A 26,769-nucleotide genomic window follows, 5' to 3' on the forward strand; every position below is an offset into this window, starting at 1 on the left:
GTTGCGGCGGGGTCGGTTTCGCCGCGCCGCAGATCGTCCGCCGTCGCGCTTCGATCAGGGCTTGGCCTTGTCGGCCTCGCCCTTTCTGAGAGCCGGTTTGGCATCGGCCTTGCCCACCACCCTGGCTTCAACCTTGGCGGTCCTGACCGCGTGCGCCTTGGCGATCGGCTTCGGGGCAACCTTCTCGGCGGCGTGCGCGAGCTTGACCGGCTCGGGCATCAACGTGGCGTCGACCGCCGGGGTCGGCGGAGGGACCGGGGCCGGGTCGTCCTTGGCGAACAGCTTGCCGAACATCTTCTGATAGCTGCTGGGATCGCCATCCGCGTCCGCCACGGTGATCCGGGCGGGCTTCTCGGGGAGCGCCGCGGTCGTCTCGACCCTGGCTTCGGGATCGGCGCGGTTCGCCATCAGTGTCGTGGCGGCGGGCCTCTGTATCGGCCCCTTGCCGGGGGTGCGCCCCGCCTTGGCGGCCTTGACGGGGATCGCCGGCTCGGCGCCGGCCAGCATCACCGGCTGACCCTTCGGGCTGACCTCGATCTCCTGCGGACCGGCCGCCAGGGTCTCGGGCCGGCTCACGTCGCCGAGATTGTGCCGCCCGTATTCCTTGGCGTCGTACGGCAGCACCGTCTCGGTGCCGCCGAGGCTCGCGAAAGCGCTCGTATTGGCCGGCGGCCGGAAGACCGGGTTCTGTCCGCCATCCTGGTAGACGACCCGCACCGCCGGCGTGCCCTTGGCGACCAGTTCGGCCACCGCGCGCACGTCGCGCTCGCTCTTCTCCGCCACCTGCGGATCGACCTTCGGCTTGCACGAACCGGCAGCCGCGTCGGCGCCGCCGAACACGTATTTGGTCCCGCACTGGCCGATCTTCGGCTCTTCGTGCAGGGCCTCGAAATAATCCGAACCCTCCTTGAGGTTCTGCCAGAACCCGATGTTCGGGTCGTTGCGGAACTTGGCCATATTCTCGGCGGTCATCCGGAACGGGTAGGACTGGAACTGGAAGCTGCGCTGCCCGCCGATGAACGCCTCGCGGGCGATGGCGTAGATCTCCGCGATGGTGGCGTCGGTCATGGCGAAGCAGCCCGCCGACGAGCAGGTGCCGTGGACCATCAGATACTTGCCGGTCCGGCCGTTGGCCCGGTCGACGGCATTCGGGAAGCCGGTATCGAACGAGAGATAATACGAGGAATTCGGATTCATCAGACCCGGGGTGATTGTATAGAACCCCTCCGGTGCCTGCCGGTCGCCCTCGCGGGTCTTGGGGCCGAGCTGGCCCGACCAGCGACAGATCGGGTAGATCTTCAGGAGGGCGTAGCGGCCGTCGCTGCCCTTTTTCCAGACCTCCATTTCCGCTTCCTTCTTGAAGGTGCGGATCAGGACAGGGTCGGATTGCTGCATCCCCTTGGACTGCATCAGTGCGACGGTCTGTGGGGCGATCGGCGCGATGCTGCGCGCACTCGGGCCGTTGATGCCGGACCCGTCCTGGCAGGCAGCGAGGGACAGGGCCAGCAGGGAAGCGGCCGCCAACATCCGCGCAGTCGCGAGACGCGCCGTCATGGGGAACCTCAATCGTCCTACGTGCGCCCGCGGACCTTTTCGGCAACCGTCGAGCGCCACTCCCCAACCCAATAGGCTCGTTAAGCTTGCGCCTTTCTTACCGCAAGGACGCTGGCGCAACACTGCACCGCTCTCTGGGGACATCAGACCGATCCGCGGGTCGCCGCGGCCCCGTTCAAGGATGGCTGTCTTCTCGGACGCGGAGGGGCGGCGGCCGGGCCGCATTCAGAGCTGGCGCTTGTAGCCCAGGTGCGACGGCTCGAATCCCAGCCGTTCATAGAACCGATGCGCGTCCAACCGCCTCTTATCCGTCGTCAATTGGACCAGTGTGCAGCCGCGCGCGCGACACATGTCAATCGCCCAGGTCAACAGCGCTTCGCCGAGCCGCTCGCCGCGTCGTTCCCGGGCGATGCGGACGGCCTCGATCAACCCCCGCCTCGATCCGTTGCGTGAGAGGCCCGCGATGAACGTGAGTTGCAGGGTTCCGACGATGAGGCCATCGATCTCCGCGACGCACAGCAGCTGATGCGGGTCGGCATCGATCTCGGCGAACGCATCGCGGTAGCGGTGCGATGCCGTTTCCCACGGCGCTTCGCGGGCCGATCCGAGTTCGTCGTCGGCCAGCAACGCGACGATCGCGGGGAGGTCCGCCAGGACGGCCCGGCGGAATTTCAGTGCGGAACGGATCATCGTCCATCGGCCTCCGTATCGTCGGCGCGATCATCGCCCTGTCGCGCGTCTCACATGGATGGCCGCCGCAGCCGCTCAGCCGAACAGCGCCGGCTGACGCCCCGCCTCCGCACGGATGATCTCCACGAGGGCCGCATCGTCCGCGGGGTCGGCTAGGCGCAAGCCCACCGGTTCCGAGGGGGTCTGCACGGTGAGCCAGCGGAGCGTCGGCCGCAGGTCCACGGCCTCGACGATCTCCATCCGCGGATGCCCGGTCTCGAGCTGCAGGAAGGTCAGGTGGTTGCGGCTCGCCCGCTGACCCAGGAGGTCGTCGATCGCCTCCACCACGGCCCGGGGCGTGTGCAGATGGCTCATCATCCAGAGCCGGTTATCCGTGCCCGGCGTGTCCAGCGCCGTCCGGATCCGGCGCACGCCCTCGGCGAGGAACGCGTAGTCCGCCGCGTTCGCCGCCGGATCGTGGTGGTTGAACACGCATTCGAGCCCGTGCCGCTCCCGGTAGAGCCGGTGGCGCCCGCGCCAGATGTCGGGGCCGCGCCGCTCCGCCTCCGGAATGCTCTCGAGCTGGTCCCGGTCGAGGAGGCCGGAAAAATCGTCCCCGAGGCAGTCCCCGGCCATGCCGGGCATCGAGAAGATCCAGTCGAGCGGGCCCGACCACTGGCGCAGGTCCAGGGTCTTGAGCACGTGCGCCATCTGGCAGTTGCAGCCCAGCGAGATGTGGTTGTGCGGGCCCGGCTCCCGCGCGTCGCGCCGGCCGAGCAGTCGCCCGATCGCACCGAACAGGCCCCCCGTCGCCCCGGGTTCGCTCACAGGGTTCGGCCGATCGCCAGGAACTTTTCCGCGCGCCGGTCGCGGATCTCGTCGGGTGCGAGGCCGTCGAACGGGGCGAGCGATTCGGCGATCGCGTCGCCCGCCACGCGGATCGCCCCCTCGCGGTCGCGATGCGCCCCGCCGGTGGCCTCCGGGATGATGCCGTCGATGACGCCGAGCCGCAGCAGGTCCTGCGCGGTGATCTTCATCGCGGTGGCGGCGTCCGAGGCGCGGCCCTGGTCGCGCCACAGGATCGAGGCGGCGCCTTCGGGCGAGATCACCCCGTAGATCGCATGTTCCAGCATCAGAACTCGGTTGGCAGTCGCGAGCGCGATCGCGCCGCCCGAACCGCCCTCCCCGATCACCACGGCGACGTTGGGGACGCCCAGCGCGAGGCAGGCTTCGGTGGAACGGGCGATGGCCTCGGCCTGCCCGCGCTCCTCCGCCTCGATGCCCGGATAGGCGCCAGCGGTGTCGACGAAGGCGATCACCGGCAGGCCGAACCGGTCGGCGGTCTCCATCAGGCGGACCGCCTTGCGGTAGCCCTCGGGCCGGGCCATGCCGAAATTGTGCCGGAGGCGTGCCTCCGTGGTGGCGCCCTTTTCCTGACCGAGCACCAGGACGGGGCGGCCGCGGAAGCGGCCGAAACCGCCGAGAATCGCCTCGTCCTCACCGAAGCTGCGGTCGCCGGCGAGCGGGGTGAACTCGCTGATGAGCCCGCCGCAATAATCGACGAAGTGCGGGCGCTGCGGGTGTCGGGCCACCTGGGTCTTCTGCCAGGGCGTCAGGGTCGCGTAGATCTCGGCGAGCGCCTGGCCGGCCTTGGCCTCCAGCCGGCCGACCTCCTCGGCGATCGAGACCGCGCCGTCGCGCGCGCTCACGGCGCGCAGTTCCTCGAGCTTGGCCTCCAGCTCGGCCACGGGCTTCTCGAAGTCGAGGTAGGTGCGCGTCACCGCCATCGTGTCACAGGTCTTCCCGGGATCCGCCGCAGCGAGGCGGCGGGCGCGAGGTGTTGGCGATGGCGGAGGTGGTGTCAACCGGCCTGTGGCCCGAGCCTGGTCCGGCTCAGCCGTGCGACAGGTCCTCGCGGGCGATCCGGTAGCAATGCTCCAGATACCCGTGCTGGTGTGCACCCATCAGGTCGGTGACCACGGACCACAGCCAGCCGGGGGCGTCGGGGCCCGGGCCGGGTGCGCGCACCGTATCGATCCAGGTTCGGCGTGTGGCCTCGTCCATCTGCCGGCCGTGGGACCGGCCGAGGATCGCGGCGAGGTGCTGGGCGACGCGGACCGCCTCCTGCCGGGAGAACTGCTCGGCGTCGATCTTGAGATCCTGCGGCATCAGCTCACGGACCGTGACGGGCTTGCCCAGGACGTGGCCCGACACCATCCGGTCGCCGAGCTGCGGCGACAGCGCCCGGGCGCCCGCCACCACGCGCGCCGCGTGGTCGGCCGGCATGGCGGCATCGCGGGCGGCCGGGGCGAGGTATGGGACCGCCTCTTTCACGTCGAGGAGCGCGCGGTGCGGGTTCGCGCCGCCGCGGATTTCCACGAGGCCGGCATAGCGCAGGCGGCCGAGCGAGCTGCAGCCCTTGATCCAGTAGGCGGCGTCGAGCAGCCGGATCTCGGCCTCCGTCGCGCCGCCGCCGAGCGCCAGGACGAGCCGGTGCACCGCCGGATCGTGAATGAGCGCCGTGAGGGAGTCCCGCTCGTCGGGCTCGAGGTCGAAGAACCGGCGCCCCCGCGGCAGGCGGTCGGTCCTGCCCTTCAGCCGTTCGCGGGACAGGTGGCGCCAGCGCCGGCCCAGCGCCCGACGCTTCGTGGTGGCGACGATCTCGGATTCGGCGACGTCGCGCTCGGCGTCCTCGGGATCGGCGGCCCCCTCGGCGTAGCCGATGGCCATGGCGTCCATCATCCGGGCGGTGACGATGCCGGGCAGCGTCGCGTTCAGCGCCGCAGTGACCAGGGACAGCGCCAGCCGCACGAGGTCGAAGGCCGGGTTCGCCACCACGGTCTGATCGAGATCGCGGATCGCGATGCCGATCCGCCCGTCGGCATCGGCCACCGCGCCGAGATTGCCGAGATGCGCGTCGCCGCAGATCCAGATCGGCGGCCCCTCGGGCAGGGTTCCCGCCGGCATCCGGGCGATCAGGTCGTAGAAGCGCGCCGTGGTGCCGCGGACATAGGCGTGCGGCGAGGAGGCGATCTTGCACAGGCGGCGCTGCTCCAGCACGCTCGCGTCGCGGCCGGACCGTGCCGGCACCTGCATGTCCATCCGTTCGTCCGCTCCCAACCCCGACGTCGATCTGTCCCGCGTCCGACAACGCGTGTAGCGACGCTGTGTGCGCCCCGGACATTAAATTCCCGTTCATCAGTCGGATCCGAGCTTTCTGGCGCTGCGGAAAGCTGTAGGTCGCGCCCATGCGACAGAACCTTCATCGATCCGATGCCTACCCACCGCGCCGTGACTGGGTCCGAACTGTCCGACGCTCCCTCGGAACTTGCGCGGCACCTGTGCCAAGCGCGGGACTCTCGCGATGAGCGGCGATCCGACCCTCGATACCATTGTGGTCCGCCTCGGCCTGAGCTTCCTGGCCGCCTTCGTGCTCGGCTGGGACCGCGAGGAACTCGGCCATCCGGCCGGCCTGCGGACCCTGGTGCTGATCTCCCTGTCGGCCTGCACGGCGATGCTGCTGGCCGACTGGCTGCTGGCACAGACCGCCGGCTCCGGGGGCGGGCTCACCCGGCTCGACCTGATGCGGCTGGCGCAGGGCGTGCTCGGTGGCATCGGCTTCATCGGCGCCGGCACGATCCTGAAGCAGGGCAACATCGTGCGTGGGGTCACCACGGCGGCGACCCTGTGGCTCACCACGGTGATCGGGCTGTGCTTCGGCAGCGGCGCCTGGCCGATCGGTCTTGCCGCTACACTCTCGGGGCTCTTCACGCTCCAGGCCCTGAGCCGGCTCGAAGCCGTCCTGCGGCGGCGCAGCTACGGCACGATGACGGTGGATTTCGGCCCGGACGCGGATCCGGAGGCCCTGCTGGCCGAGGTCGACGCGCTCGGCATGACGGTGAAGGCGCGCGCGCTGGTCCAGGGCGCGGAGGGCGGCAGCCTGCGCTGCATCGGGTCGCATCGGGGGGAGCCGCAGATCTGGACCCTCACCGCGGTGGCCCGGCTGCGGACGGCACGGGCGGTCACGAAGGCCGGCTGGGAGGATCTGAGCTGAGCCCTCCCGCCCGGGTTCAGGCCGCCTGGAGTTCGACCCGGTTCCGCCCCGCCGCCTTGGCCCGGTAGAGGGCGAGATCGGCCCGCCGGAGCATGTCACCGGGATCCGCATCGTCCGCATGCCGCACGGCGACGCCGATCGAGACCGTCACGCCGATGGCGCGGGTCGCCCGCTGCACCGGGAACGGCACGGCCTCGACTCGCTCCCGGATGCGCTCCGCGATCGCCTGCGCCTCGGCGAGGCCGGATTCCGGCAGGATCACCACCACTTCCTCGCCGCCGTAGCGCGCCACGATGTCGACCGGCCGCGTGTGCTGGCGGACCCGGTCGGCGAAGCCGCGCAGCACCTCGTCCCCGGCCTCGTGGCCGTAGCCGTCGTTGATCCGCTTGAAATGGTCGATGTCGAGGATGAGGGCGGCCAGCGCCGCCCGCCGGGGGCCCGGCTCCGAAAACACCGCGCCGAGATGGTTGTCGAGGTAGCGCCGGTTGTGCAGCCCGGTCAGTGCATCGGTCACGGCCATCTGCAGCGACGCCTGCATCGCGCCCCGGAGCGCGTCGGTGAAGCGCCTGCGCTTCACCTGGGTGCGGGCGCGGGCCATCAGCTCGTTGCGGTCGACCGGGCGCATCAGGAAATCGTGCACGCCGAAATCGAGGCCGCGCACCACCCGGGCGCGGTCGTGCTCCTCCGCCAGCATGATCAGCGGCATGGCGCGGGTCCGGTCCAGCGACCGGAGCTGGCTGCACAGGCGCAGGCCGTCGAATCCGTCGAGGTCGAGGCTGACCAAAGCGAGGTCGAACCCCCCTTCGGCGGCCAGCACCAGCGCCGCCTGCGGATCGGGCTCGATCGTCACCGTATGGTGTTGGCGCAGGGCGCCGGCGAGGCGCTCGGCCGAGCCGGGGCGATCCTCGATCAGCAGGATCCGGGCATCGAGGCCGGTCTCGGCGGCGGCCAGCGCCAGGGGATCGCCGATCCCGAATTCGGCGGATGCCAGCGCCCGCTGGCGCAGCTCGTCGGTCACCGCCTTGAGGCGGACGAGGCTGCGCACCCGGGTGAACAGGGCGGTGTCGTCCACGGGCTTCGTCAGGAAATCGTCGGCGCCCGCGTCGAGGCCGCGCAGGCGGTCCGAGGGCTGATCGAGGGCCGTGACCATCACCACCGGGATATGGGCGGTGACCGGGTTGCTCTTGAGATGGCGGCAAACCTCGAACCCGTCCATGCCGGGCATCATCACGTCGAGCAGGACGAGGTCGCACAGGCCCTTCTCGCAGATCGCGATCGCGTCCGGGCCGTTCATGGCCACGACGGTATCGAAATATTCGAGCCCGAGCTTCGTCTCCAGAAGCTTCACGTTCGGGAACAGGTCGTCGACGATCAGGACGCGGGCCGACATGGTTCCTCGCTGACGCGTGGCAGGGCGGCCCGGGACGGGCGGGTCGGGAGACGGCCGCGCATCGAGACAGACGGTTGAGGTTGCCCCCCGCTCGGTCGGGGGGCAACCTCAACGGTGCGCTCCTCCGGGGTCACCGCGGCTCAAGATACGCGCGAACCGTTGCCAAAAACTTCGCGACCGAGATGGGCTTGGATAGGTACGCCTCGCAGCCGCCCTCGCGGATCCGCTCCTCGTCGCCCTTCATGGCGAAGGCCGTGATGGCGATGACCGGGATGGACTTGAGATCGTCGTCCTCCTTGAGCCACTTGGTGACTTCGAGGCCCGAGACTTCCGGGAGCTGGATGTCCATCAGGATCAGGTCGGGGTGATGGGCGCGCGCCAGCTCGATCGCCTCGATGCCGTGGGCGGTCTTGAGCGTCGCGTAGCCGTTCGCCTCCAGGAGGTCGTTGAACAGCTTCATGTTCAACTCGTTGTCCTCGACGATCAGCACCGTCTTCTTCATGATCCGTTGTCCCGGTGCTCGCCGATCATGATTAGCGGGCGGTGAAGCCCCTCCGTCACCTTTGTAGCGTTCACATGTTGATGAATGGCAAACCTCTTCAAGGGGATGGAGCTGCCGAGCAGCTCGCCCTCGACGTTCTGCTGTGGATCACGGGGGAGGAGGACCGCCTCCTGCCGTTCCTGGCGGCGACGGGACTCGGCCTCGATTCCCTACGGGCGAGCGTCCGGGAACCGGCCTTTCTGGTGGGCGTCCTCGACCACGTGATGGGCGACGAGAACGTGCTGCTGGCCTGTGCACGGGCGCTCGAGGTGAAGCCCGAACGCATCGCCGCGGCGTGGCAGCGGCTGTCGCCGAGGCCGGATGACGAGTGGGCGTGAGGCACGGCTTCGCGCAGACCCCTCCCGCAGGGGCTTGCGGATTCACGCATCGGGTTTGGACATGCTGGTTCGGGATCGAGCGCGGGTCCTCTCTCCCGCTCGGGCTAACGGATGCACACATCGCCCTGGGAGAGACGAAGGCAGCTCCGCGCCTCTCCCTCCCCCCTTTGCGGGGGAGGGAGGGCGCATGAGCCAGCCGGGCCGCCTCACTTGGCAACCGCACGACGATCCCGAACCCGATGTGTGCATCCGTTAGCCCGCTCGGGAGAGGGGGCAGGTTGCGCACCTTCATCGACGCCGGTGGGCACCGAAGATTTGTGAGCATCGTAGCCCGCAGCGGGGGAGGTAGAGCCGCATACCCGTCCTCAGGGCGTGCAGCCCTTCCCCGCGTCCTTATCGCCCTTCCCTGCCGCGGCGTCGATGTCGAGGGTGGTCATGTCGCCCAGGATGGCGAAGTCGCCGTAATCGAGCTTGAGCGCGCCGCTCACGCCGTTCTCGTAGAGATCGAAGCCGAGCGTGTAGATCGGCGTACGCTCGCCAACGCCCTCCGTGTAGTAGCTCAGGCGCACCGGCCAGTGCGGCATGCTGGCGATCGCCCCTTGGCGCAGGGGTTTGTCCCGGTTGGAGCCCGAGGCCGGCGCCGGACCCGTCCCCGTGTGACCGATCACCGCGAAGGTGTCGTAGATCTTCTTGCCGTCGTCGGAGCCGTCGAAGACCTTCACCGAAAGCGTCGATTGGCCCGCCCGCGCCGCCTCGATCAGGCGCCGCATGTGCTCGCTCGGGAACAGAACCGGACCGTCCACGGTGAAGGGCTTGGGCGCGCCCTTCAGCTTCACCGTGACGGCGTTGCCCTGGTCGGTGGCGGTCCCGTCCACCGGGGCGGCGGGCTGGTTGTTGGTCAGCGTCGTGGTCTTGAAGCGGAACTCCCGGCCCTGCCCGCCCTCGAAGGTGGTGCTGCGCATGTCGGACAGGCGTGGGCCGGTCTCGCCGGAGGTCAGTTCCGTCACCTGCCGGGTCAGCATCGTGTAGCCGCGGCAGGAATCCCCCCGGAAATCGATGACGATGCGCCCGCGGGCACTCTCGACCGAACGGCTGTTGCCGCCTTCGTCGAGCGTCAGGTCGTAGACGGCCCGGTGATTGGCGAGCACGATCCCTGGAGCCGAGGCCGGAGGCTGCGGCGAAGCCTGAGCGGGCGCCCCGGGCTCGGGGGTAGGCGGCTCGGAGACGACGGGGGCCGCCTGCGCGCTCCAGGCGGAGACGAGAAGGCCGGCCGTCAGCAGGCGATGGAGGCGCAGGCGCATGGGTGACCTCGGTTCAGAGCTCCTCACAAAACGCCCGGGCACCGGGCGTTCTCCCTCCGATCGCGACAGCGCAGCGGGAGTTTCGTGAGAGGCTCTCAATCAGCGGCAGATAGCAGGCTCCGCGAATCGGGCAATCCCGGGACTACCGGTAGCCCTCGGCCTGGAGGGTGAACAATTCGGCGTAGCGGCCGCCCCGGGCCATCAGGGCGGCGTGGCTCCCCTCCTCCAGCACCCGGCCTCCCTCCAGCACCAGGATGCGGTCGGCCATGCGCACGGTGGAGAAGCGGTGCGAGATCAGCACGGCGGCGCGCCCCGCCGAGAGCTCCCGGAACCGCGCGAACACGTCGTGCTCCGCCTGGGCATCAAGGGCGGCGGTCGGCTCGTCGAGGATCAGGATCTCGGCCGCGCGCATGTAGGCCCGGGACAGGGCGATCTTCTGCCACTCGCCCCCCGAGAGGTCGAGGCCGCCAGCGAAGCGCTTGCCGAGCGGCTGGGCGTAGCGCTCCGGCAGGCGCTCGATCACCGGGGCGGCGAGGCCCCGGGTGGCGGCGTCCGCGATGCGATCGGCGTCGGCGGCGGCCTCGATGCGGCCGACCGCGACGTTCTCGCCGGCGGTGAGGTCGAAGCGGACGAAATCCTGGAAGATCGCCCCGATCCGCGCCCGCAGATCGTTGAGGTCGTAGGCGGCCAGCGGCACCCCGTCGAGGAGCACGCGGCCTTCGTGCGGGTCGTAGAGCCGGGTCATCAGCTTGACGATGGTGGTCTTGCCGGCACCGTTGCCGCCGACCAGCGCCACCGTCTCGCCGGCCCGCACCGCGAAGGACAGGCCGCGCAGCGCCCAGGTCTGCGTGCCGGGATAGCGGTAGCCGACATCCTCGAAGACCAGCCCGTCCCGGATCGGGCTCGGCACCGGAGCCGGATCCGCGACCGTCCGGATCTGCGGCCGGATCTCGAAAAAGGCATAGAAATCGTCGAGATACTGCGCTTGGCTCGTGATCTGGGTGAAGCCGAGGAGCATCTCCTTGATGCCGCTGTGCAGGCGCTGGAAGGCCCCCGCCAGGAAGGCGAGGTCGCCCACCGAAAACGACCCCGCCACGGTCCGCCAGACGATCACCGCGTAGGCGACGTAATAGGCGAGCGTCCCCAGGCTCGCGAAGGCGAAGCCCCAGCGGGCGCGGGCCTTGGCGAGGCTCCGGTTCTCGGCGAGCAGCCGCCCGGCGACCTCGGCGTAGAGGTCCGTGACGTAGCGGGAGAGGCCGAACAGCTTGACCTCCTTGGCGGTCTCGACGCTGGCGCCCACGTAGCGCAGGTAATCGAGGCGGCGCCGTTCCGGGCTGCGGAACCACGCGAGGCGGTAGCCGGCCTTGGTGAAGTGCCACTCGTTGAGCACGGCCGGCACCAGGGCGGCGGCGATCAGGACCATCAGCCACGGCGTGAAGGCCGCCACGCCCACCGCCAGGGAGGCCAGGGTCACCCCCGACTGGAACTGCCAGAGCACCGTCCCAATCAGGCCTGTCCGGCCGCTGACCTGCCGGCGCGCCCGCTCCAGCCGGTCCTGCTGGGCGCTGTCCTCGAACTGCGCGAGGTCGAGCGCCGCGGCATGGGCCATCAGCCGCAGGGAGGCCGCGTTGGCGTAGAGGTCGCCGATCAGGGTCTCGGTCAGGTTGGTAAGGCGGCCGGTCAGGTCCGAGGCCAGGGCGAGCCCGAACTCGGCCGCCACCAGACCGGCTAGCCGCGCCCGTGTCGGATCGGCGAGCCACTCGGCGATCCCGCCAATCGGCGCCGACCGGGCGTGCTCGGCCACGATGCCGTCGAGGATCAACTTGGCAATGTACAGGGACAGGACCGGCAGGCAGGCCGCCACGAGACGCAGGACGAGGCTTGCGGCCAGCATCCGCGGGCTCGCTGCGGCGATCTCCCGGATCAGGGTCGGCAGATGGCGCAGGGCGCCGAGACGCGTGCCCGGGTTGGCTGCCCGATCCGTCATCGGGGTGTAATCCAGTGCCGAAGAGCGCCGGCTGGTTGGCCGATACGCGACAAAAGCATAAACTGTAGCATTATAGTGGCTTAGACCTCGTCGAGTGATGCGTGCTCAGCGGACCTGCGATCCTCAGAATTTCACTTCTTTTCATCATCGCCGGCCTGCTCGCCGCGGTGGTGCAGGTCCTGTTGCCGGGGCCTGCGCCGGTATCGCCGCCCGCGCGCCCACCCGCTCAAGTGGTCGAGTCACCGGCGATCGTCCAGCCGGCACCGCAGACGCCCGCCCCCGCCCCGGCGGCGGAGCCTGATCGGCGGCCGGGCGCTCCCTCGCAGACCGCAACCCCGCCCCAGACCGCCGTGGCGCCTGCTGCCCCGGGCCAGATGCCGACCGACGCCCCCGCCTTCCCGTCCGATCCGGTCGCGCCGGCTCAACCGCAGGCGCAGGAGGCGGCCGGGCAGGCCGAGGTCGAGAAGGCCGAGGACAGCGCCGGCCCCCGGGCCCTGGCGGTGGTCGATCTGAACACCGCTTCGGTCGCCGATCTCAACCGCCTGCGGGGCGGGGGCGCCATCGGTCGGGCGATCGTCGCCAAGCGCCCCTACGCGTCGGTGGATCAACTGCTGTCGAAGCGGGTGCTCAGCCGTGGGGTCTACGAGCGGATCAAGGATCAGGTCACGGTGCGGTAGGCGGCCGAGGGTACGGATTTACCGTACCGAGGAGGCTTCGGCACTCGCTAAGGCAGCCTCGCGCAAGACGGAGGCAGCCCGCAACGCCCTCCAGGACGAGACTGTGCGCCGGACCGGCAAACAGGATCTGGCCGGGGGACGTCGGATTTCGTCCGCGCACTCCATCAACGGGCCGGACCGAATCCGAAGCCTGTCGACAGGGCCCACAAGGGCGACGATTTCCCGCCCACCGATATCGAAGCCCGGTAGAGAGACCCGGGCCTCGATCGCGCAAGTCCGACGCCGAGGGCCGATTTGCCCTCAGAGCGTCGTCCCAAAGATCTCCGCGACCTGCGGGATGTCCTTGTCGCCCCGGCCCGACATGTTGAGCACCATCAGGTGCTCGGCGGGGCGCTGCGGGGCGATGTCGAACACCTTGGACAGGGCGTGGGCCGGCTCCAGGGCCGGGATGATCCCCTCCAGCATCGAGCAGAGCTTGAACGCCTCCAGAGTCTCGGAGTCAGTGGCCGAGAGGTATTTCACGCGGCCCATCTCGTGGAGCCACGCGTGCTCGGGGCCGATGCCCGGATAGTCGAGGCCCGCCGAGATCGAGTGCGCGTCGGCGATCTGGCCGTCGCCGTCCATCAGCAGGTAGGTGCGGTTGCCGTGCAGCACGCCCGGCTTGCCGCCGGTGAGCGAGGCCGCGTGCAGGCCGCTCTCGACCCCGTGGCCCGCCGCCTCGACCCCGAAGATCTCGACCTCGCGGTCGTCCAGGAACGGGTGGAACAGGCCCATGGCGTTCGAGCCGCCGCCGATGCAGGCGATCAGCGAATCCGGGATCCGGCCCTCCTGGGCGATCATCTGCTCCCGGGTTTCGCGGCCGATCACCGACTGGAAGTCGCGCACCATCGCGGGGTACGGGTGTGGGCCCGCCACCGTGCCGATGCAGTAGAACGTGTCGGCGACGTTGGTGACCCAGTCGCGCAGGGCCTCGTTCATCGCGTCCTTGAGGGTCTTGGTGCCGGATTCCACCGGAATCACCTCGGCGCCGAGCATCTTCATGCGGAAGACGTTGGGCGCCTGCCGGGCGACATCGACCGCGCCCATGTAGACGATGCACTTGAGGCCGAAACGCGCGCAGAGCGTCGCGGTGGCGACGCCGTGCTGGCCGGCGCCGGTCTCGGCGATGATCCTGGGCTTGCCCATCCGGCGGGCCAGCAGGATCTGGCCCAGCACGTTGTTCACCTTGTGTGAGCCTGTATGGTTCAGTTCCTCGCGCTTGAAATAGACCTTGGCCCCCTGCCCCGCCGGCGCCTTGGCGCGCAGGTGCTCGGTGAGGCGCTCGGCATAGTAGAGCGGGCTCGGCCGGCCGATGTAATGGGTGCCGTAGCTCGCCATGTCGGCCGCGAAGGCGGGATCGATTTTCGCGGCCTCGTAAGCGGCTTCCAGCTCAAGGATCAGCGGCATCAGCGTCTCGGCGACGAAGCGGCCGCCGAAGATGCCGAAGCGGCCGCGCTCGTCGGGGCCGGTGCGGAAGGAGTTGGGCTCGGGGGCGATGGTCACGGGACGGATCCTGCGCGCGAGGGTCGATCTGTTGCCGGGTGCCTAGACCCATGTCGCCGCCGCCGCAATGCGGCCTGCCGCCCGCGGGCCTTTGTGCGAGCACGGCGCAGCGGCCGGGCTCGGTCTCACAGGATGGCGTCGATGCCCTTCCGGCTGGCCAGGGCGAGCAGCTTCAGCGACGGGCCGCCGGGCTTCTTCTCGCCCCGTTCCCATTTGCTGACCAGCGACGTGGTCACGTTGAGGGCTCGGGCGAAGATCGCCTGGCTCATCTGTGCGGTCTCGCGGATGGCGCGGATCGCCTCCGGCTCCAGCTCCTCGACCGGCGTCAGGCACGACAGGTCGAACCGGCGCATCGTCGCCTTGTCGATCGCGCCGCCGGCGTGAAGGTCCTTGGCGATACGGTGCGCCGATCGGAGCGCGTCACTGCGATAGGGCGTCTTCAGGCTCGCCATCGTCGATCCGTCTCCAGCTTTGCGCGGCGGCGACCCGCTCCAGCGCCTCGTCGCTGAGACAGACCAGGGTCGCCGCGAGGTCGCGGAACACCTGCGTCTCGGTCTTGGTCAGGTTCGCCCTGGCATTCTTGGCGAACAGGTGCAGGAAAATCGCGATCTTCCCTCGCTCGTAGACGATGATGCTGCGGAAGCCGCTGGAGCGGCCCTGTCCGGCGCGCGGAATGCGCTGCTTGATCAGCGCCAGCCCGAGTCGCGCATCGATCAGGTCGCGTTCGGCGCGAGCGACCGCCTCGCGCAGATCGTCGTCGGTCACCTTCTGCTTCGCGGCTCGTTTCGCGAAGTCGAGCGGCAGGAAGATGCGCATGCGGCATCCTCGTGGGGCGCGGCCCGCTCAAGGATGTGCCCATAGGATGTGCCCATGTCCTGCGCCCGAAGGCTTGCGTCTGCCTGTGCTGCTGCATCCCTCAATCACCCCTCAGCAACAGGTCTAGAAATTATGGTCCTTCGTACCATGGTTCAAGGCCTGGACTGCGACGGATGGCGATCGGTGGCAGCGGCTCGGCGTGGCGTATCGGCGTCGCAGCCCGCGTAACCGGGACGCGGCCGGTGGCGAACGATCTCGCGCAATACGCAAGACGCATCTGCGCAGCTTGCAAGAGGACAGCATGGCTTTTCGCGACACGATCCGCCCGCTCCTCGGGGCAGCCCTCGGGCTCGGCCTGGCGACCGCATTCCTCTTGCCGCGGCTGCCGGCTTTCGCCGAGGAGGCCCCGCGCCGCCTGCCGGAGGCCGCGACCCAGGCGGGCGAGGCGCCGGGCGCCCACTTGGCCGTGTTCGCGGGCGGCTGCTTCTGGGGCGTACAGGGGGTGTTCCAGCACGTGCGCGGGGTGACCGGCGCGGTCTCGGGCTATGCCGGGGGCACGGAGGCCGACGCCGATTACAAGACCGTTAGCGGTGGCGGCACCGACCATGCCGAGGCGGTGGCGGTCACCTACGATCCGGCCGTGATCCGCTACGACGAGCTGTTGCGGATCTTCTTCTCGGTGGCCCTCGACCCGACCCAGCGCGACCGGCAGGGACCCGATACCGGCCGGCAATACCGCTCGGCCGTATTTCCCCGGGATGCCGAGCAGGGCCGGATCGCCCGCGCCTATCTCGACCAGCTCGACGCCGCCAAGGTCTACGGGAAGCCGATCGCCACCCGGATCGAGCCGGGCGCGACGTTCTACCCGGCGGAAGGCTACCACCAGGACTTCATGGCCCGGCATCCGGGCCATCCCTACATTGCCGCCAACGACGCGCCGAAGCTGGAGGCGTTGCGGGCCCTGTTCCCGGAGCGGACGGCGGCGCAGCCGGTGCTGGTCAACCGCCCGCCGGCGTGAGCGACGGCGCGTTCTATTCCTCCGGCGGCCGCGGCCTTCCGAAATCCGGCGCCGCGGTCTCCTGGCCCTGAGCCACGATGCTGCGCCGGATCGCGCGGGTGCGGGTGAACATCGCGTGCAGCGCGTCACCGTCGCCCCAGCGCACCGCCTTGGCCAGCGCCGAAAGATCCTCGTTGAACCGGCCGAGCATCTCCAGCACCGCCTCGCGGTTGTTGAGGAAGATGTCGCGCCACATGGTCGGGTCCGAGGCGGCGATGCGGGTGAAATCGCGAAATCCGCTCGCCGAGAACTTGATCACCTCGGATTGCGTCGCCTCTTCCAGCTCCGCCGCGGTGCCCACGATGTTGTAGGCGATCAGGTGCGGCAGGTGGCTGGTGATGGCCAGCACATGGTCGTGGTGTTCGGCGCTCATCGTCTCGACATTGGCGCCCATCCCCGCCCACAGGGCGCGGACGATCTCGACCGCCGCCGGGTCGGTGCCCTCGGGCGGAGTCAGGATGCACCAGCGGCCCTGGAACAGGGTCGCGAAACCCGCATCCGGCCCAGAAAACTCGGTTCCCGCAATCGGGTGGCCGGGGACCAGGGCGACGCCGTGGGGCAGATGCGGGCGGATGGCCGCCACCACGGCACCCTTCACCGAGCCGACATCCGACACGATCGCGCCGGGCTTGAGATGCGGCGCCAGTTCGGCCGCCGCCGCGCCGATGGCGCCGACCGGCACGCACAGGATCACGAGGTCGGTCTCAGCCGCGCCCTCCGCCGGGTCGCCGGTGACGATGTCGGCGATGCCCAGTTCTCGGACCCGCGCGCGCACGGCCGGGTCGCGGTCCAAAGCCACGATCGTGCGGGCGAGGCCGTAGCGCCGCGCCGCTCGGGCGATCGAGGAGCCGATCAGCCCGAGGCCGACGATGGCGAGGCGGCCGAGAGGGGCCTCGGCCGGGGAGGTCTCAGGCATGCAGGCCCCGCACGAAGTCGCCCAGCGCCGCCAGGAAGGCCGTGTTCGCCTCCGCGCTCGCCACCGTCACCCGCAGGGCGTTCGGCAGGCCGTAGGCGGTGACGCGCCGGGTGATCAGCCCACGTTCGGTCAGGAACGCGTCCGCATCCGCGGCCGAGCGGCCCGGTTCGTCGGGGAAGTGGATCAGCACGAAATTCGCCACGCTGGGCGTGACCGTGAGGCCGAGCGCCCGGGCGCCCTCGGTGAGCTTGGGCAGCCACTCGGCGTTGTGGGCGGCGGCAGAGGCCATATGCGCCTCGTCCGCGATGGCGGCCGAGCCCGCGGCGATGGCCAGCCCGGAGACGTTGAACGGACCCCGGATCCGGTTGACCGCGTCCACGACATGGGCCGGCGCCACCATCCAGCCGATCCGCACGGCGGCCAGCCCGTGGATCTTCGAGAAGGTCCGGGTCATCACGACGTTCTCGGATTCCAGCGCGAGTTCCAGCCCGGCCGAGTAGTCGTTCGCCCGCACGTACTCGGCATAGGCGCCGTCGATCACCAGCAGCACCTGCGGCGGCAGGCTGGCGTGCAGGCGGCGGATCTCGTCGAACGGCAGGTAGGTGCCGGTCGGGTTGCTGGGATTCGTGACGTAGACGATCCGGGTCCGCTCCGTGACCCGGGCCAGGATCGCGTCCACATCGGTGGTGAAGTCGCGCTCGGGCGCCACCACGGGCTCGGCGCCAGAGGCCAGGATGGCGATCCGGTAGACCAGGAAGCCATGCTCCGAGTAGATGCCCTCGGTCCCCGGCCCGCCATACGCGTAGGCCAGAAGCGAGAGCAATTCATCCGATCCCGAGCCGCAGACGATCCGCTCGGGATCGAGCCCGTAGCGCTTGGCGATCGCGGTGCGCAGGGCCGTGGCGCGCCCGTCCGGATAGGTCTCCAGCCTGGCGGTCGCCGCGTGGAGTGCGGCCAGCGCCGCCGGGCTCGGGCCGAGCGGCGTCTCGTTGGACGAGAGCTTGTAGACCGTGCCGCCGCCGGGCCGCCCGCTCTTGCCGGGCACGTAGGTGTCGATCGCCAGGACTCCGGGGCGCGGTTCCGGGCGGGCGGGTTGGGGGGCGGACATTGCGGGGCGACTCGGGATGCGCGGTGCGGATGACGGTTCGCGCCCGTCTACAACATTTCCTTTGCCGGTGAACCCAGGCCCGCTCGCCGTCGTAGGTTCGCGGCTCCATGCCCACCCCGCACCGCCCTATCTGCTCGATGTCACTGGACCGCAAAGGACCGAGCCATGCCCCTCACACGCTACCTGGACGGCGGCGCCCACATCCTGCCCGCCGACGACAGCCTGATCCGCTTCGCCATGACCGACGGCGCGCGGGTGATCGGCATCGACGTGCCGATCCCGGTGCTGCGTGAGCATTTCGGCGCGGGCGCCGATGGGGCACCCCTCGACCTGTTCGCCCGCAACCAGGCGGCAATCGAGGCGGCCGCCAGCCGCGCCTACGACCGGACCGACACACCCAACGACCTGCTGGATATGGGGCCGGAGGATTTCGACACGGGGCCCGCGCAAGCCAAGCTCTGACGGCGATCGTCCCTCCGTGCCCGCCGCGGCAAAACCGGCGACGCGCAAATGCCGCGGGGCACGCGCCACGTTTCGGCCTGTTGAACCTTGAGACAGGGCGCAACGGGCGTGCCGCGCCCGGCATATGCGTGGATGGATCGAGAATGCCCGGTGACCTGATCCCCTGCAGCCTGTTCCTGATCGGGATCCTCACCTCGGTCGCTGCAGATTGCCGCCTCCGGCGCGTGGAAGCGGCGCCCTGGGCCAACGGCTGCATCACCGTGGCCGGCGCAGCCCTGGTCTTCGCCGCCTGCGCGGCGGCGATCCGCTGAGGAACCGTCGGCCATCGGATGGACTTCACCCCCGGGTTCGACGGCCGGGTGATGGCTGGCGGCGGGATGAGGTCTTGATGGTTTCGCTACAGGCTCTGGCCGGCTGTGCCCTCGTGCTGGCCGGGATCCTGATCGAGAGCGCGGCGAGCCGGCACTGGTGGGCCGGAGTCGGCGCCGACCGTCTCGATGCCCGGGCCGCCCTCGCGGTCGCATTGCCGGCCCTGGGGCTGGCGCTGATGGCCGCGCCGATCGCCTGAGCCGGGGGCAGCGCCCGCGGGGCCGCACGCGATCGACCACACGGCGACGCGTGGCGGCCCGATCTAGACCTTCGTCATCAGAGGACGGAGGGGGATATGAGCCAGTTTTTCGACTTCGTCCGGAACGGCGCGTCCTGCATGGTCGAGCCCGCCTGGATGCGGGTCCGGCAGGCCCTGGCATCGGCCACGGCTGGCCGGTCGGTAAAGCCGCACCGACGGGGCGCGTTGACGCTGGCCGCCCCGCGCATTACCTCCGAACCCTCGCTGGCCGCATCGGGCGAGGGCGGCGCGTCAGGCGAAACCGTGCTCTCCCGGTCCGGACCCGCTCAGAGACACGGTCGTCAAGACCCGCCATGGACACCCAACCGGACACGGCCCTGCGGCCGGACCCGATCGACGAGCCGACCCGGCGCGCCTCCGAGCGCTCGCAGGCGCTCGACCCGAAGAGCCCGGTCGCTTGCTTCGGTACGGACCGGCCGCTCCTCACCGATGCGGGCGTCGAACTCGCGCCGTTCCAGATCGCCTACCAGACCGCCGGCACCCTCAACGCCGCGCGTTCGAACGCGGTGCTGATCTGCCACGCGCTCACGGGCGATCAGTATTTCGCCCACACCCATCCGGTCACCGGCAAGGGCGGCTGGTGGGAGACGCTGGTCGGCCCCGGCAAGCCGATCGACACGGACCGCTACTTCGTGATCTGCTCGAACGTCATCGGCTCCTGCATGGGCTCCACCGGCCCGGCTTCGATCGACCCGGCGACGGGCCGGCCCTACGGGCTGAACTTCCCGCTGGTGACGATCCGCGACATGGTCCGTGCCCAACTGATGCTGCTGGAGCATCTCGGCGTGCGGGACCTGTTCCTGTGCATCGGCGGCTCGATGGGCGGGATGCAGGTGCTGCAATGGGCGGCGCTCTATCCCGAGCGCGTCTTCGCCGCGATGCCGATCGCCACGGGGCCCCGCCACTCGGCACAGAACATCGCGTTCCACGAGGTCGGCCGGCAGGCGATCATGGCGGATCCCGCCTGGGCCGACGGGCGCTACCTCGAAGAGGGCACGCGCCCCGCCAAGGGGCTCGGCGTCGCCCGGATGGGCGCGCACATCACGTATCTCTCCGAGCCGGCCCTGCACCGGAAGTTCGGCCGCCGCTTCCAGGGCGGCTCGGCGCCGACCTTCTCGTTCAACGCCGATTTCCAGATCGAGAGCTACCTGCGCCACCAGGGCCTGAGCTTCGTCGAGCGGTTCGACGCCAACGCCTACCTCTACCTCACCCGGGCGATGGACTATTTCGACCTCGCCGAGGACCATGGCGGCGTGCTCGCCAATGCGTTCCGCGGAACGAAGACCCGCTTTTGCGTGATCTCCTTCACCTCCGACTGGCTGTTCCCCACCCGGGAATCCCGGGCGATCGTCCACGCGCTGAACGCCGCCGCGGCGCCGGTCGCCTTCGTGGAGGTCGAGAGCGACAAAGGCCACGACGCCTTCCTGCTCGACGAGCCGGCGATGTTCTCCGCCGCCCGCGGCTTCATCGACGCTGCAGCCCGGGCGCGCGGCCTGTGACCGGCACGGTGGACAGGCTCCCGCTCGGACAGACCGTCCACGGCGCGCCCTGGGAGGGCGCGGACGCCCTCCCCCATGCCGGGGAGGGCGCCGCGCCCCGGGTCGACCACCTCGTGGTGCTCGGCCTCGTCCCGGCGGGCGCCCGGGTCCTCGACATCGGCTGCGGCGACGGCTCGTTGCTGGCGCTCCTGCGCGACCGGCGGGGCATCGACGGCCGCGGGATCGAGCTGACCCGGGAGGGGGTGAATGCCTGCCTCGCCCGGGGCCTCTCTGTGATCCAGGGCGACGCCGACACCGACCTCGCCAATTATCCGGACGGCGCTTTCGACGTGGTGGTCCTGTCCCAGACCATCCAGGCGACCCGCAATCCGCGGGTGGTGCTGGAGCACCTGCTGCGGATCGGACGGCAGGTGATCATCTCGTTCCCGAATTTCGGGCATTGGCGGGTCCGGTCGGAACTCGCCCTGCGCGGGCGCATGCCGGTCACCGAGATCATGCCGGACGCGTGGTGGGAGACCCCGAACATCCACCATTGCACGATCCGCGATTTCGTCGGGCTCTGCCGGCTGATCGGCGCCCGGATCGAGCACGCGACCGCGCTCAACGCCCGCGGCCGGCCGATGCGGTTCTCGATGCCCTGGTGGGTGTGGAACCTGTTCGGCGCGCAGGGGGTGTTCCTGCTCCGCCGCGACGGCGCCGAGGCCGGACGCTAGGGCGCCATCCCGAGGGACGATCGCCCGCGTCGGCATCGGACGAAGCGAGCCCATCGAAGCGGATCGACGGCTCCGCGCCGTTTGGCCGGTATCCATCCGCGACATGTCCTGAAATAGACCAGAAACGGAGCTTGGCTATTTCTGGTCGCGTTCCCGTGATCGGACCGTGATTACGGATCTACTTGGCTGTGTGTCTGGATACTCACGTCCGCGCGTCGCGCGTGGACTGTGCTCTGTCGCGCCGACACCGGTCGGGATCGTAGAATCCAACAGGGTCGACAGGACACGTGCGACGCGCAATCATCCATATCGGGATGCCGCGGACCGGCTCCACCTCGTTCCAAGAGGTGTTGGCGAGGCTGCGTCCGCGCCTTGACGCCGTCGGGATCTGCTATCCGAAGCTCGCTCCCCCGGGCGCTCCGGAAAGCCTCGACGTCAACCACCACCGGCTCGGCCAGGGGCTCGACCGGCGCCGTCCCGAGGCTGAGCGCCGCGCCGGCCTCGCGCGGCTCGACGAGGCCCTTGCCACGACCCGGGCGGATACGCTGATCCTCTCCTACGAGGATTTCGCCGTGCAGCGGGCTCGCTGGCGCATCCCGGAGATCCTGGCCGAGATCTGCGCGCGGCATGGCTTCGCCCTGGAGACGGCCCTGGTCGTCAAGCCGCAGGCCGAGCAACTGGCGTCCGCCTACGCCCTGCGGGCCCAGGTCGTCTCCGAGGGCCGCACCTTCCGGGGATTTCTGGGCGTCGAGGGCGCCTCCGGGCGCTACGATTACGGTGCGCTGCTGGAGGCATGGCGGCGGGCTTCCCAGGGCCGCGTGACCGCCGTGCCGTTCCGCGACCGCCGGTCGGACGCGCCGCTGCTCGCGCGGCTGATCGGCGACCTCGGCTTGCGCGATCGCTTGGCGCCGCTGCTGACCCCGGCCGACCTCGAATACCGGACCAACCGCAGTTCGGGGCCGCTCGCCGTCGAAGCCGCGCGCCGCCTGTACCGGGACGGCGTGCACCGGCAGGTGATCGGGCATCCGCGGCAGCTCGGCCATGTCCTCGATCGCTGGGCGTGGACGCGGGGGCTGGATCCGGAACGGTTCCGTGGCGACGCGCCGGAGGGACTGGCCCAGGTCGCGGCGCGCTACGCCGCCGCCAACGAGGGCTTCGCCGCCGCGTGCTGGGGTCGGCCCTGGGATACGGTCATCGAGACCGCGCCGGCCGCATCCCCGAACGAGCTCGCCGCCCGGCCGGTCGTCCCGGAGACGGAGGCCCTGGTCGCCGCAATGGCACGGGCGGCGATGGATCACGTCGCCTTCCGGCCGTCCCCCACGTGGCGCCGCCGGGCGGCCTACCTGCTGGAGGACTTCAAGGAGCGCCTCGGCGACGCGGTCGGATACCCGGCGTGGCGTGTGCCCTGACGCGGCTCGGCCCCTCCCTCGCGATGTTCGGAAACTGGCAGCCGCGGCCGCGGACGATGCTCCAGGTCGTTTTCTCGCATCCTCTTTTCCCCGAAAGCCGACAACCACCTTTCGGGACGATGCTCTGGGCGATGGATATGTGCGTCTTGCAGAAGATCCCGACCGGCGCCCCTCGGAGCCGCGTGACATGGCACCACCTTCAGCCCCGGGAGGAGCGGTGGGCGCGCCTCGGCCAGGGTCCGGTCATCGCGTGGCTGACGGGTCTGTCGGGGGCCCGGCAAGTCGACCCTTGCGGCGGCGGCCGACCGGACGCTGGTGGCAGGCGGCCGGCACAGCGCGGTCCTTGATGGCGACAACCTCCGCCACGGGCTGAACGCCGACCTGACCTTCACGGCGCCGGACCGGTCCGAGAACGTCCGCCGCACCGCCGAGGTGGCGCGGCTGATGGCCGAGGCGGGCTCGGTGGTGATCGTCTCTCTGATCTCGCCCTACCGCGCCGACAGGGCGCTGGCCCGGCGGATCGCCGGGGACATCCCGTTCGTGGAGGTGTTCGTCGACACGCCCCTCGGCCTGTGCGAGGCCCGCGATCCGAAGGGCCTGTACCGTCTGGCCCGGGCCGGCCGGATTCCGGACTTCACCGGGATCTCGGCCCCTTATGAGGCGCCTGAGCGGCCGGACCTGACCATCGCCACGGATGGCCGCACGACGCAGGCCTGCGCCCGGACCTTGAGTGCACTGCTCATGCGCCTCAGCCGGCCGGTCGAGGGCAGGGAGAAGCCGAGGCGGTGAGCGGTCGAGGGCCGCCCTACAGGCCCGGCCAGCGCAGCGCGGCCCGCAGGCCCCCCAGCTCCGAGCGCCCGAACTCCAGATGCGCCCCCGCGGCCTCGGCGACGTCCCGGGCGATGGCGATGCCGAAGCCGGTCCCCGGCCGGGTCTCGTCCCAGCGCTGGCCGCGGCCGATGCCGGCGATCGCCGCTGAGCTCATGCCGGGGCCGTCATCCTCGACGGCAAGGCACTGGCGCCCGGCTTCCGTCTGCCCGGTGATCCGCACGCGGCGGTGGGCCCATTTCCGCGCGTTGTCGAGAAGGTTGCCCAGCACCTCCATCAGCTCACCCTCCTCCCCCGGATAAGTGAGCGCCTCTGGAACCGACACCGCCCAGTCGAGGGAATCCCCCTCCGGCAGCCGGCGCATCGTCGCGATGAGCCGCTCCGCCACCGGGGCCACCCGGCAGGAGCGCCGCCGGAGATCGCCGGAGGCGGCAATCCGTGCCCGGGCGAGCGCCCGCTCGACCTGCCCGCCCATCGCCCGCGCCTGCTCGGCGATCTCGGCCGAGAGGGTCGGATCGGCGGGTCCGGTCCGGCGCGCCAGGGCGTCGAGCACCGCGAGCGGCGTCTTGAGGCCGTGGGCCATGTCGGCGGCCGCGTCCCGGGCGCGGATCAGGGCCCGCTCCTGCGCGTCGAGCAGCTGGTTGAGGTCGGCGACCAGCGGCCGGACCTCGTCGGGGAAATGCTCCGGCAGCCGTGTCCGGGTCCCGGCATGGACCGCCAGGAGATCCGATTGCAGCAGCCGGAATGGTGCCAGCGCCCGGCGCACGAACAGCGCCATCGCCAGCGTCAGCACGACGAACAGGGCGACGAGCCCCGGGACGAGCAGGCGCAGGAAGGTCGTCCGACTCGCCGCGAGGTTGCGCCGATCCTCGGCCACGATCACCCGCAGATCGGTCTCGGCGCCGCTCGGCCCGATCGTGAGGGGCTGGATCACCGCGATGAGCCGGCCGCCGTCCGGCCCGGTCGCGTCGATGGTGCCGGCCGCGTCCGCCTTGCCCAATTCTAGGCTCTTGTCCCAGAGCGAGCGCGACCGCAGGACGTGGGATCCCGCCTCCGCCTGCCAGTACAGGCCGCCATAGGGCGTGGCGAAGCGTGGGTCGGGTGGCTCCCGGGAGAGGGCCGGGCTCCCGTCCGGGGCGAGGGTGACCCGGCCGGCGATCAGCTTGGCGGTCCGGTCGAGGCCGTCGGCGGTGCGCGCGTCGAGCACCCGGTCGAGGATCACGGTCAACCCGATCCCGGCGAGCAGGAGCGCCAGGGCGATCAAGGCCGCCGCCGCGAGGCCGAGCCGGAGGCGGAGCGAATCCCGGCTCACGGGCCGTCCGCGGCCGGGACGCAGTAGCCCTGACCGCGCCGCGTCTCGATCACCCCCGGGCCGAGCTTGCGGCGCAGGCGGGTGAGCAGCGCCTCAAGGGCATTCGCCTCGCGCTCGGTGCCGACTCCGTGGAGGTGGTCGAGCAGCTCGCCCGCCGGCACCACCTGCCCCGGCCGGTGCAGCAGGAACGCCAGGAGCCGGTATTCCAGGGCGGTCAATTCGGTCGGGCGGCCATCGACGCTGACCGCCCGGGTCCGGGTGTCGAGCTCCACGGCGCCCGCGCGCAGGATTGGCGAGGCATGGCCGGCGGTGCGCCTGAGGATCGCCCGGAGCCGCGCCACCAGCTCTTCCATGCGGAACGGCTTGACGAGGTAGTCGTCGGCCCCGGCATCGATGCCCTCGACGCGCTCGCGCCAGCCGTCGCGGGCGGTGAGGATCAGCACCGGCAGCGCGACGTCGGCGGCCCGCAGCCGCCGCAGCACCCCGAGCCCGTCGAGGCGCGGCAGGCCGAGATCGAGCACCATGGCGTCGTAGGGCTCGGTCTCGGCCCGGAACCACGCAGCCTCCCCGTCCGCCACCACGTCGGCGACATAGCCGGCCCGCTCCAGGCCCTGCCGGATGTCGGCGGCGATGCGCGGCTCATCCTCGACGATCAGGACGCGCACGGATGACCCTGCCACTCAATCATCGTCGTCGTCGTCCAGGATCTTGGCCGAGCCGGCATCGACCTTGACGGTCCGGCGCTTCCCGTCGGCGCCGAGGATGCGCAGCTTGTAGCGCCAACGCCCGTCGTCGCGCTTCAGATCGACCGATACGACGTCGCCCGGCACCGCTTCGCGGGCGGCGTGCAGGATCTCGTCGAGGGGGCGGATCTCGCCCTTCTCCAGGGCCTGACGGGCGCGGTCGGCGTCCTCGGAGGCGGATGCGGGTGCGCCTGCGAGGACGGCGAGCAGGCAAAGCGAGGCGGTGCGGCGGGCATTCATGCGGGTACGCGGTAGCGCGCTTCCCCTGACGGGAGACTGACAGGCGCCGTCAGGATCGCGGGGCTGGGCTTCGGCACAAGGGGCCCATACCCCGTCCGGAGACCTGAAACCATGTCGCTGATCCTCGGTGCCCTCCTCGCCTGCGCGGCCGGTGTCGCCGGCACTCTCCTCTGCCCGGACGACAAGGCCGGCCGGTCGCGCCTGCCGCTGTTGGCGGTGCTCCTGGCCGGCGGCCTCGCCGGGCATACACCCGCCCGGGCCGGCGAGGTCCTTCAGGGCCCCGCCCAGGTGATCGACGGGGGCACCCTCCGTGTCGGCGCGCGTCAGGTCAGCCTGTCCGGCATCGTCGCGCCGGATGCCGGCCAGACCTGCTCGGACGCGCAGGACCGGACCTATGCCTGCGGCCGGGACGCCGCCCGGGCGCTCGCCGACCGTATCGGCGAGGCGGCGGTCGCCTGCGAGCCGCGGGGCGGTGGGGAGACGGTCGTGGCGCTGTGCCGGATCGGCGATGAGGATCTCGGTGTCTGGATGGTGGCCCACGGTCTCGCCGTGCCCGAGCGCGACGCCGCGCCCGCCTATGCGGCGGCGGCCGACCGGGCCTGGGGACGGCGCCTCGGCCTGTGGTCGGGGGTGTTCCAAGACCCGGCCGAGCGCCGCGGCCGTCGCGCCGCGGCGGGGTTGCACATCGCGGGCTGACGCCATCGATGCTCTTCGTTCCGGGACGATCGGGGTTTCGAAAGGGCGAGCCCTTTCGCGGGTGCAGCGCAGTGCCTTGCTGGGTTCGGGCGGAACCCTATATCGGGGCCGTGCCCCGACACCCCGCTAAAGGGCATGGCCCCTTGGGATCCGTGATCCCAGAGCTCGCACGCCGGGGAACGCTCCCGGATGCAGCCCGGTTGGTCCGCTAAGCCCGCCTCGCCGACGACTCGCGGGGGTGCCGTGAGACGCCGAACCCACACCGCCCTCCTGGCAGCGCTGTTCACCC

The 26,769-nt window shown here is 70.7% G+C and carries 29 protein-coding genes; 12 read left to right on the forward strand and 17 right to left on the reverse strand.

Features of this window, described 5'->3' with window-relative positions; genetic code table 11:
* Positions 1–54: 54 nt before the first annotated feature.
* From MKK63_RS06560 to MKK63_RS06580, 5 genes are all read right to left on the reverse strand, one after another.
* Entirely contained in the window at positions 55–1,554 is a 1,500-nt protein-coding gene (locus tag MKK63_RS06560; RefSeq protein ID WP_243999874.1) for a murein L,D-transpeptidase family protein, read from the reverse strand.
* A gap of 225 nt (positions 1,555–1,779) precedes the next feature.
* The gene (locus MKK63_RS06565; RefSeq protein WP_243999876.1) at positions 1,780–2,244 is read right to left on the reverse strand and encodes a GNAT family N-acetyltransferase; all 465 of its coding nucleotides are present in this window, start codon (positions 2,242–2,244) and stop codon (positions 1,780–1,782) included.
* 75 nt (positions 2,245–2,319) lie between these two features.
* Complete coding sequence (locus MKK63_RS06570; protein WP_243999878.1) at positions 2,320–3,051, reverse strand: DUF1796 family putative cysteine peptidase; 732 nt, start codon at positions 3,049–3,051, stop codon at positions 2,320–2,322.
* Positions 3,048–4,010: an acetyl-CoA carboxylase carboxyltransferase subunit alpha gene (locus MKK63_RS06575; RefSeq protein ID WP_243999880.1), complete on the reverse strand. Its 963-nt coding sequence runs from the start codon at positions 4,008–4,010 to the stop codon at positions 3,048–3,050. The genes MKK63_RS06570 and MKK63_RS06575 overlap by 4 nt, the downstream gene beginning before the upstream one ends.
* A 106-nt stretch (positions 4,011–4,116) precedes the next feature.
* Positions 4,117–5,325 carry a DUF2252 family protein gene (locus MKK63_RS06580; protein WP_243999882.1) on the reverse strand — a complete coding sequence of 403 codons (1,209 nt, stop codon included), beginning with the start codon at positions 5,323–5,325 and terminating at the stop codon, positions 4,117–4,119.
* Positions 5,326–5,587: 262 nt separating this feature from the next.
* Between MKK63_RS06580 and MKK63_RS06585 the strand changes: the two genes are divergently transcribed.
* On the forward strand, positions 5,588–6,277 hold the full coding sequence (locus MKK63_RS06585; RefSeq protein ID WP_243999884.1) for an MgtC/SapB family protein: 690 nt from the start codon (positions 5,588–5,590) through the stop codon (positions 6,275–6,277).
* A 16-nt stretch (positions 6,278–6,293) separates the two neighbouring features.
* Here MKK63_RS06585 and MKK63_RS06590 read toward each other — a convergent pair whose 3' ends face one another.
* Both MKK63_RS06590 and MKK63_RS06595 read right to left on the reverse strand, forming a co-directional pair.
* Positions 6,294–7,667, reverse strand: coding sequence for a PleD family two-component system response regulator (locus tag MKK63_RS06590; protein WP_243999886.1), 1,374 nt, complete (start codon positions 7,665–7,667; stop codon positions 6,294–6,296).
* A gap of 130 nt (positions 7,668–7,797) precedes the next feature.
* A complete protein-coding gene (locus MKK63_RS06595; RefSeq protein ID WP_007560977.1) occupies positions 7,798–8,169 on the reverse strand; it encodes a response regulator in 372 nt (123 codons plus the stop codon).
* 80 nt (positions 8,170–8,249) lie between these two features.
* Here MKK63_RS06595 and MKK63_RS06600 point away from each other — a divergent pair, with 80 nt between their 5' ends.
* Positions 8,250–8,546 carry a DUF3572 domain-containing protein gene (locus MKK63_RS06600; RefSeq protein WP_243999888.1) on the forward strand — a complete coding sequence of 99 codons (297 nt, stop codon included), beginning with the start codon at positions 8,250–8,252 and terminating at the stop codon, positions 8,544–8,546.
* Positions 8,547–8,911: 365 nt separating this feature from the next.
* On the opposite strand, the gene MKK63_RS06605 is transcribed toward MKK63_RS06600, so the two are convergent.
* Positions 8,912–9,847, reverse strand: coding sequence for a cell envelope integrity EipB family protein (locus tag MKK63_RS06605; RefSeq protein WP_243999890.1), 936 nt, complete (start codon positions 9,845–9,847; stop codon positions 8,912–8,914).
* 142 nt (positions 9,848–9,989) lie between these two features.
* Positions 9,990–11,834, reverse strand: coding sequence for an ABC transporter ATP-binding protein (locus MKK63_RS06610; protein ID WP_243999892.1), 1,845 nt, complete (start codon positions 11,832–11,834; stop codon positions 9,990–9,992).
* Positions 11,835–11,935: 101 nt separating this feature from the next.
* On the opposite strand from MKK63_RS06610, the gene MKK63_RS06615 reads away from it, so the two are divergent.
* Positions 11,936–12,511, forward strand: coding sequence for a helix-hairpin-helix domain-containing protein (locus MKK63_RS06615; RefSeq protein ID WP_243999894.1), 576 nt, complete (start codon positions 11,936–11,938; stop codon positions 12,509–12,511).
* 300 nt (positions 12,512–12,811) lie between these two features.
* Here the strand turns inward: MKK63_RS06615 and trpB are convergent, their stop codons facing one another.
* From trpB to MKK63_RS06630, 3 genes are all read right to left on the reverse strand, one after another.
* The gene (gene trpB, locus MKK63_RS06620; RefSeq protein ID WP_243999896.1) at positions 12,812–14,053 is read right to left on the reverse strand and encodes a tryptophan synthase subunit beta; all 1,242 of its coding nucleotides are present in this window, start codon (positions 14,051–14,053) and stop codon (positions 12,812–12,814) included.
* Between the two features lie 125 nt (positions 14,054–14,178).
* Entirely contained in the window at positions 14,179–14,505 is a 327-nt protein-coding gene (locus MKK63_RS06625; protein WP_409564478.1) for a helix-turn-helix domain-containing protein, read from the reverse strand.
* Positions 14,474–14,869: a type II toxin-antitoxin system RelE/ParE family toxin gene (locus tag MKK63_RS06630; RefSeq protein WP_243999899.1), complete on the reverse strand. Its 396-nt coding sequence runs from the start codon at positions 14,867–14,869 to the stop codon at positions 14,474–14,476. Before MKK63_RS06630 ends, MKK63_RS06625 begins: the two co-directional genes overlap by 32 nt.
* Positions 14,870–15,170: 301 nt before the next feature.
* Between MKK63_RS06630 and msrA the strand changes: the two genes are divergently transcribed.
* Positions 15,171–15,887 carry a peptide-methionine (S)-S-oxide reductase MsrA gene (gene msrA, locus MKK63_RS06635; protein ID WP_243999901.1) on the forward strand — a complete coding sequence of 239 codons (717 nt, stop codon included), beginning with the start codon at positions 15,171–15,173 and terminating at the stop codon, positions 15,885–15,887.
* A gap of 13 nt (positions 15,888–15,900) precedes the next feature.
* Here the strand turns inward: msrA and MKK63_RS06640 are convergent, their stop codons facing one another.
* Positions 15,901–16,842, reverse strand: coding sequence for a prephenate/arogenate dehydrogenase family protein (locus MKK63_RS06640; protein WP_243999904.1), 942 nt, complete (start codon positions 16,840–16,842; stop codon positions 15,901–15,903).
* Positions 16,835–17,950 (reverse strand): pyridoxal phosphate-dependent aminotransferase, encoded by a 1,116-nt coding sequence (locus MKK63_RS06645; protein WP_243999906.1) that lies wholly within the window; start codon positions 17,948–17,950, stop codon positions 16,835–16,837. Before MKK63_RS06645 ends, MKK63_RS06640 begins: the two co-directional genes overlap by 8 nt.
* A 165-nt stretch (positions 17,951–18,115) precedes the next feature.
* Between MKK63_RS06645 and MKK63_RS06650 the strand changes: the two genes are divergently transcribed.
* The 7 genes from MKK63_RS06650 (at position 18,116) to cysC (ending at position 23,450) form a co-directional block, all read left to right on the forward strand.
* The gene (locus MKK63_RS06650; RefSeq protein ID WP_243999908.1) at positions 18,116–18,412 is read left to right on the forward strand and encodes a hypothetical protein; all 297 of its coding nucleotides are present in this window, start codon (positions 18,116–18,118) and stop codon (positions 18,410–18,412) included.
* A gap of 143 nt (positions 18,413–18,555) precedes the next feature.
* Positions 18,556–18,723 carry a hypothetical protein gene (locus MKK63_RS06655; RefSeq protein WP_243999910.1) on the forward strand — a complete coding sequence of 56 codons (168 nt, stop codon included), beginning with the start codon at positions 18,556–18,558 and terminating at the stop codon, positions 18,721–18,723.
* Between the two features lie 77 nt (positions 18,724–18,800).
* Positions 18,801–18,980 carry a hypothetical protein gene (locus MKK63_RS06660; RefSeq protein WP_243925818.1) on the forward strand — a complete coding sequence of 60 codons (180 nt, stop codon included), beginning with the start codon at positions 18,801–18,803 and terminating at the stop codon, positions 18,978–18,980.
* Between the two features lie 353 nt (positions 18,981–19,333).
* On the forward strand, positions 19,334–20,539 hold the full coding sequence (locus tag MKK63_RS06665; protein WP_243999912.1) for a homoserine O-acetyltransferase: 1,206 nt from the start codon (positions 19,334–19,336) through the stop codon (positions 20,537–20,539).
* An 8-nt stretch (positions 20,540–20,547) separates the two neighbouring features.
* On the forward strand, positions 20,548–21,252 hold the full coding sequence (gene metW / locus MKK63_RS06670; RefSeq protein ID WP_243999915.1) for a methionine biosynthesis protein MetW: 705 nt from the start codon (positions 20,548–20,550) through the stop codon (positions 21,250–21,252).
* 287 nt (positions 21,253–21,539) lie between these two features.
* On the forward strand, positions 21,540–22,661 hold the full coding sequence (locus MKK63_RS06675; RefSeq protein WP_243999917.1) for a hypothetical protein: 1,122 nt from the start codon (positions 21,540–21,542) through the stop codon (positions 22,659–22,661).
* A gap of 315 nt (positions 22,662–22,976) precedes the next feature.
* Positions 22,977–23,450: an adenylyl-sulfate kinase gene (cysC, locus tag MKK63_RS06680; RefSeq protein ID WP_409564479.1), complete on the forward strand. Its 474-nt coding sequence runs from the start codon at positions 22,977–22,979 to the stop codon at positions 23,448–23,450.
* A 16-nt stretch (positions 23,451–23,466) separates the two neighbouring features.
* Here the strand turns inward: cysC and MKK63_RS06685 are convergent, their stop codons facing one another.
* Genes MKK63_RS06685 through MKK63_RS06695 form a run of 3 tightly spaced genes read right to left on the reverse strand, consistent with a single transcriptional unit; the run spans position 23,467 to position 25,784 of the window.
* Positions 23,467–24,801 carry a sensor histidine kinase gene (locus MKK63_RS06685; protein ID WP_243999919.1) on the reverse strand — a complete coding sequence of 445 codons (1,335 nt, stop codon included), beginning with the start codon at positions 24,799–24,801 and terminating at the stop codon, positions 23,467–23,469.
* Positions 24,798–25,466 carry a response regulator transcription factor gene (locus tag MKK63_RS06690; protein WP_243999936.1) on the reverse strand — a complete coding sequence of 223 codons (669 nt, stop codon included), beginning with the start codon at positions 25,464–25,466 and terminating at the stop codon, positions 24,798–24,800. The genes MKK63_RS06685 and MKK63_RS06690 overlap by 4 nt, the downstream gene beginning before the upstream one ends.
* Before the next feature lie 15 nt (positions 25,467–25,481).
* The gene (locus MKK63_RS06695; protein ID WP_243999922.1) at positions 25,482–25,784 is read right to left on the reverse strand and encodes a PepSY domain-containing protein; all 303 of its coding nucleotides are present in this window, start codon (positions 25,782–25,784) and stop codon (positions 25,482–25,484) included.
* A gap of 111 nt (positions 25,785–25,895) precedes the next feature.
* On the opposite strand from MKK63_RS06695, the gene MKK63_RS06700 reads away from it, so the two are divergent.
* Complete coding sequence (locus MKK63_RS06700; RefSeq protein ID WP_243999924.1) at positions 25,896–26,480, forward strand: thermonuclease family protein; 585 nt, start codon at positions 25,896–25,898, stop codon at positions 26,478–26,480.
* Positions 26,481–26,769 lie beyond the last annotated feature (289 nt).

The organism is Methylobacterium sp. J-088 (genome assembly GCF_022829295.1).
GTDB lineage: Bacteria > Pseudomonadota > Alphaproteobacteria > Rhizobiales > Beijerinckiaceae > Methylobacterium.

What these genes read in the sequence shown, in the direction of transcription:
- MKK63_RS06560 (WP_243999874.1), bottom strand. Translation starts at nt 1,554, where the DNA reads ATGACGGCGCGTCTCGCGACTGCGCGGATGTTGGCGGCCGCTTCCCTG.
- MKK63_RS06565 (WP_243999876.1), bottom strand. Translation starts at nt 2,244, where the DNA reads ATGATCCGTTCCGCACTGAAATTCCGCCGGGCCGTCCTGGCGGACCTC.
- MKK63_RS06575 (WP_243999880.1), bottom strand. Translation starts at nt 4,010, where the DNA reads ATGGCGGTGACGCGCACCTACCTCGACTTCGAGAAGCCCGTGGCCGAG.
- MKK63_RS06580 (WP_243999882.1), bottom strand. Translation starts at nt 5,325, where the DNA reads ATGGACATGCAGGTGCCGGCACGGTCCGGCCGCGACGCGAGCGTGCTG.
- MKK63_RS06585 (WP_243999884.1), top strand. Translation starts at nt 5,588, where the DNA reads ATGAGCGGCGATCCGACCCTCGATACCATTGTGGTCCGCCTCGGCCTG.
- MKK63_RS06590 (WP_243999886.1), bottom strand. Translation starts at nt 7,667, where the DNA reads ATGTCGGCCCGCGTCCTGATCGTCGACGACCTGTTCCCGAACGTGAAG.
- MKK63_RS06595 (WP_007560977.1), bottom strand. Translation starts at nt 8,169, where the DNA reads ATGAAGAAGACGGTGCTGATCGTCGAGGACAACGAGTTGAACATGAAG.
- MKK63_RS06600 (WP_243999888.1), top strand. Translation starts at nt 8,250, where the DNA reads ATGAATGGCAAACCTCTTCAAGGGGATGGAGCTGCCGAGCAGCTCGCC.
- MKK63_RS06605 (WP_243999890.1), bottom strand. Translation starts at nt 9,847, where the DNA reads ATGCGCCTGCGCCTCCATCGCCTGCTGACGGCCGGCCTTCTCGTCTCC.
- MKK63_RS06610 (WP_243999892.1), bottom strand. Translation starts at nt 11,834, where the DNA reads ATGACGGATCGGGCAGCCAACCCGGGCACGCGTCTCGGCGCCCTGCGC.
- MKK63_RS06625 (WP_409564478.1), bottom strand. Translation starts at nt 14,505, where the DNA reads ATGGCGAGCCTGAAGACGCCCTATCGCAGTGACGCGCTCCGATCGGCG.
- MKK63_RS06630 (WP_243999899.1), bottom strand. Translation starts at nt 14,869, where the DNA reads ATGCGCATCTTCCTGCCGCTCGACTTCGCGAAACGAGCCGCGAAGCAG.
- msrA (WP_243999901.1), top strand. Translation starts at nt 15,171, where the DNA reads ATGGCTTTTCGCGACACGATCCGCCCGCTCCTCGGGGCAGCCCTCGGG.
- MKK63_RS06640 (WP_243999904.1), bottom strand. Translation starts at nt 16,842, where the DNA reads ATGCCTGAGACCTCCCCGGCCGAGGCCCCTCTCGGCCGCCTCGCCATC.
- MKK63_RS06645 (WP_243999906.1), bottom strand. Translation starts at nt 17,950, where the DNA reads ATGTCCGCCCCCCAACCCGCCCGCCCGGAACCGCGCCCCGGAGTCCTG.
- MKK63_RS06650 (WP_243999908.1), top strand. Translation starts at nt 18,116, where the DNA reads ATGCCCCTCACACGCTACCTGGACGGCGGCGCCCACATCCTGCCCGCC.
- MKK63_RS06655 (WP_243999910.1), top strand. Translation starts at nt 18,556, where the DNA reads ATGCCCGGTGACCTGATCCCCTGCAGCCTGTTCCTGATCGGGATCCTC.
- MKK63_RS06660 (WP_243925818.1), top strand. Translation starts at nt 18,801, where the DNA reads ATGGTTTCGCTACAGGCTCTGGCCGGCTGTGCCCTCGTGCTGGCCGGG.
- MKK63_RS06665 (WP_243999912.1), top strand. Translation starts at nt 19,334, where the DNA reads ATGGACACCCAACCGGACACGGCCCTGCGGCCGGACCCGATCGACGAG.
- MKK63_RS06695 (WP_243999922.1), bottom strand. Translation starts at nt 25,784, where the DNA reads ATGAATGCCCGCCGCACCGCCTCGCTTTGCCTGCTCGCCGTCCTCGCA.
- MKK63_RS06700 (WP_243999924.1), top strand. Translation starts at nt 25,896, where the DNA reads ATGTCGCTGATCCTCGGTGCCCTCCTCGCCTGCGCGGCCGGTGTCGCC.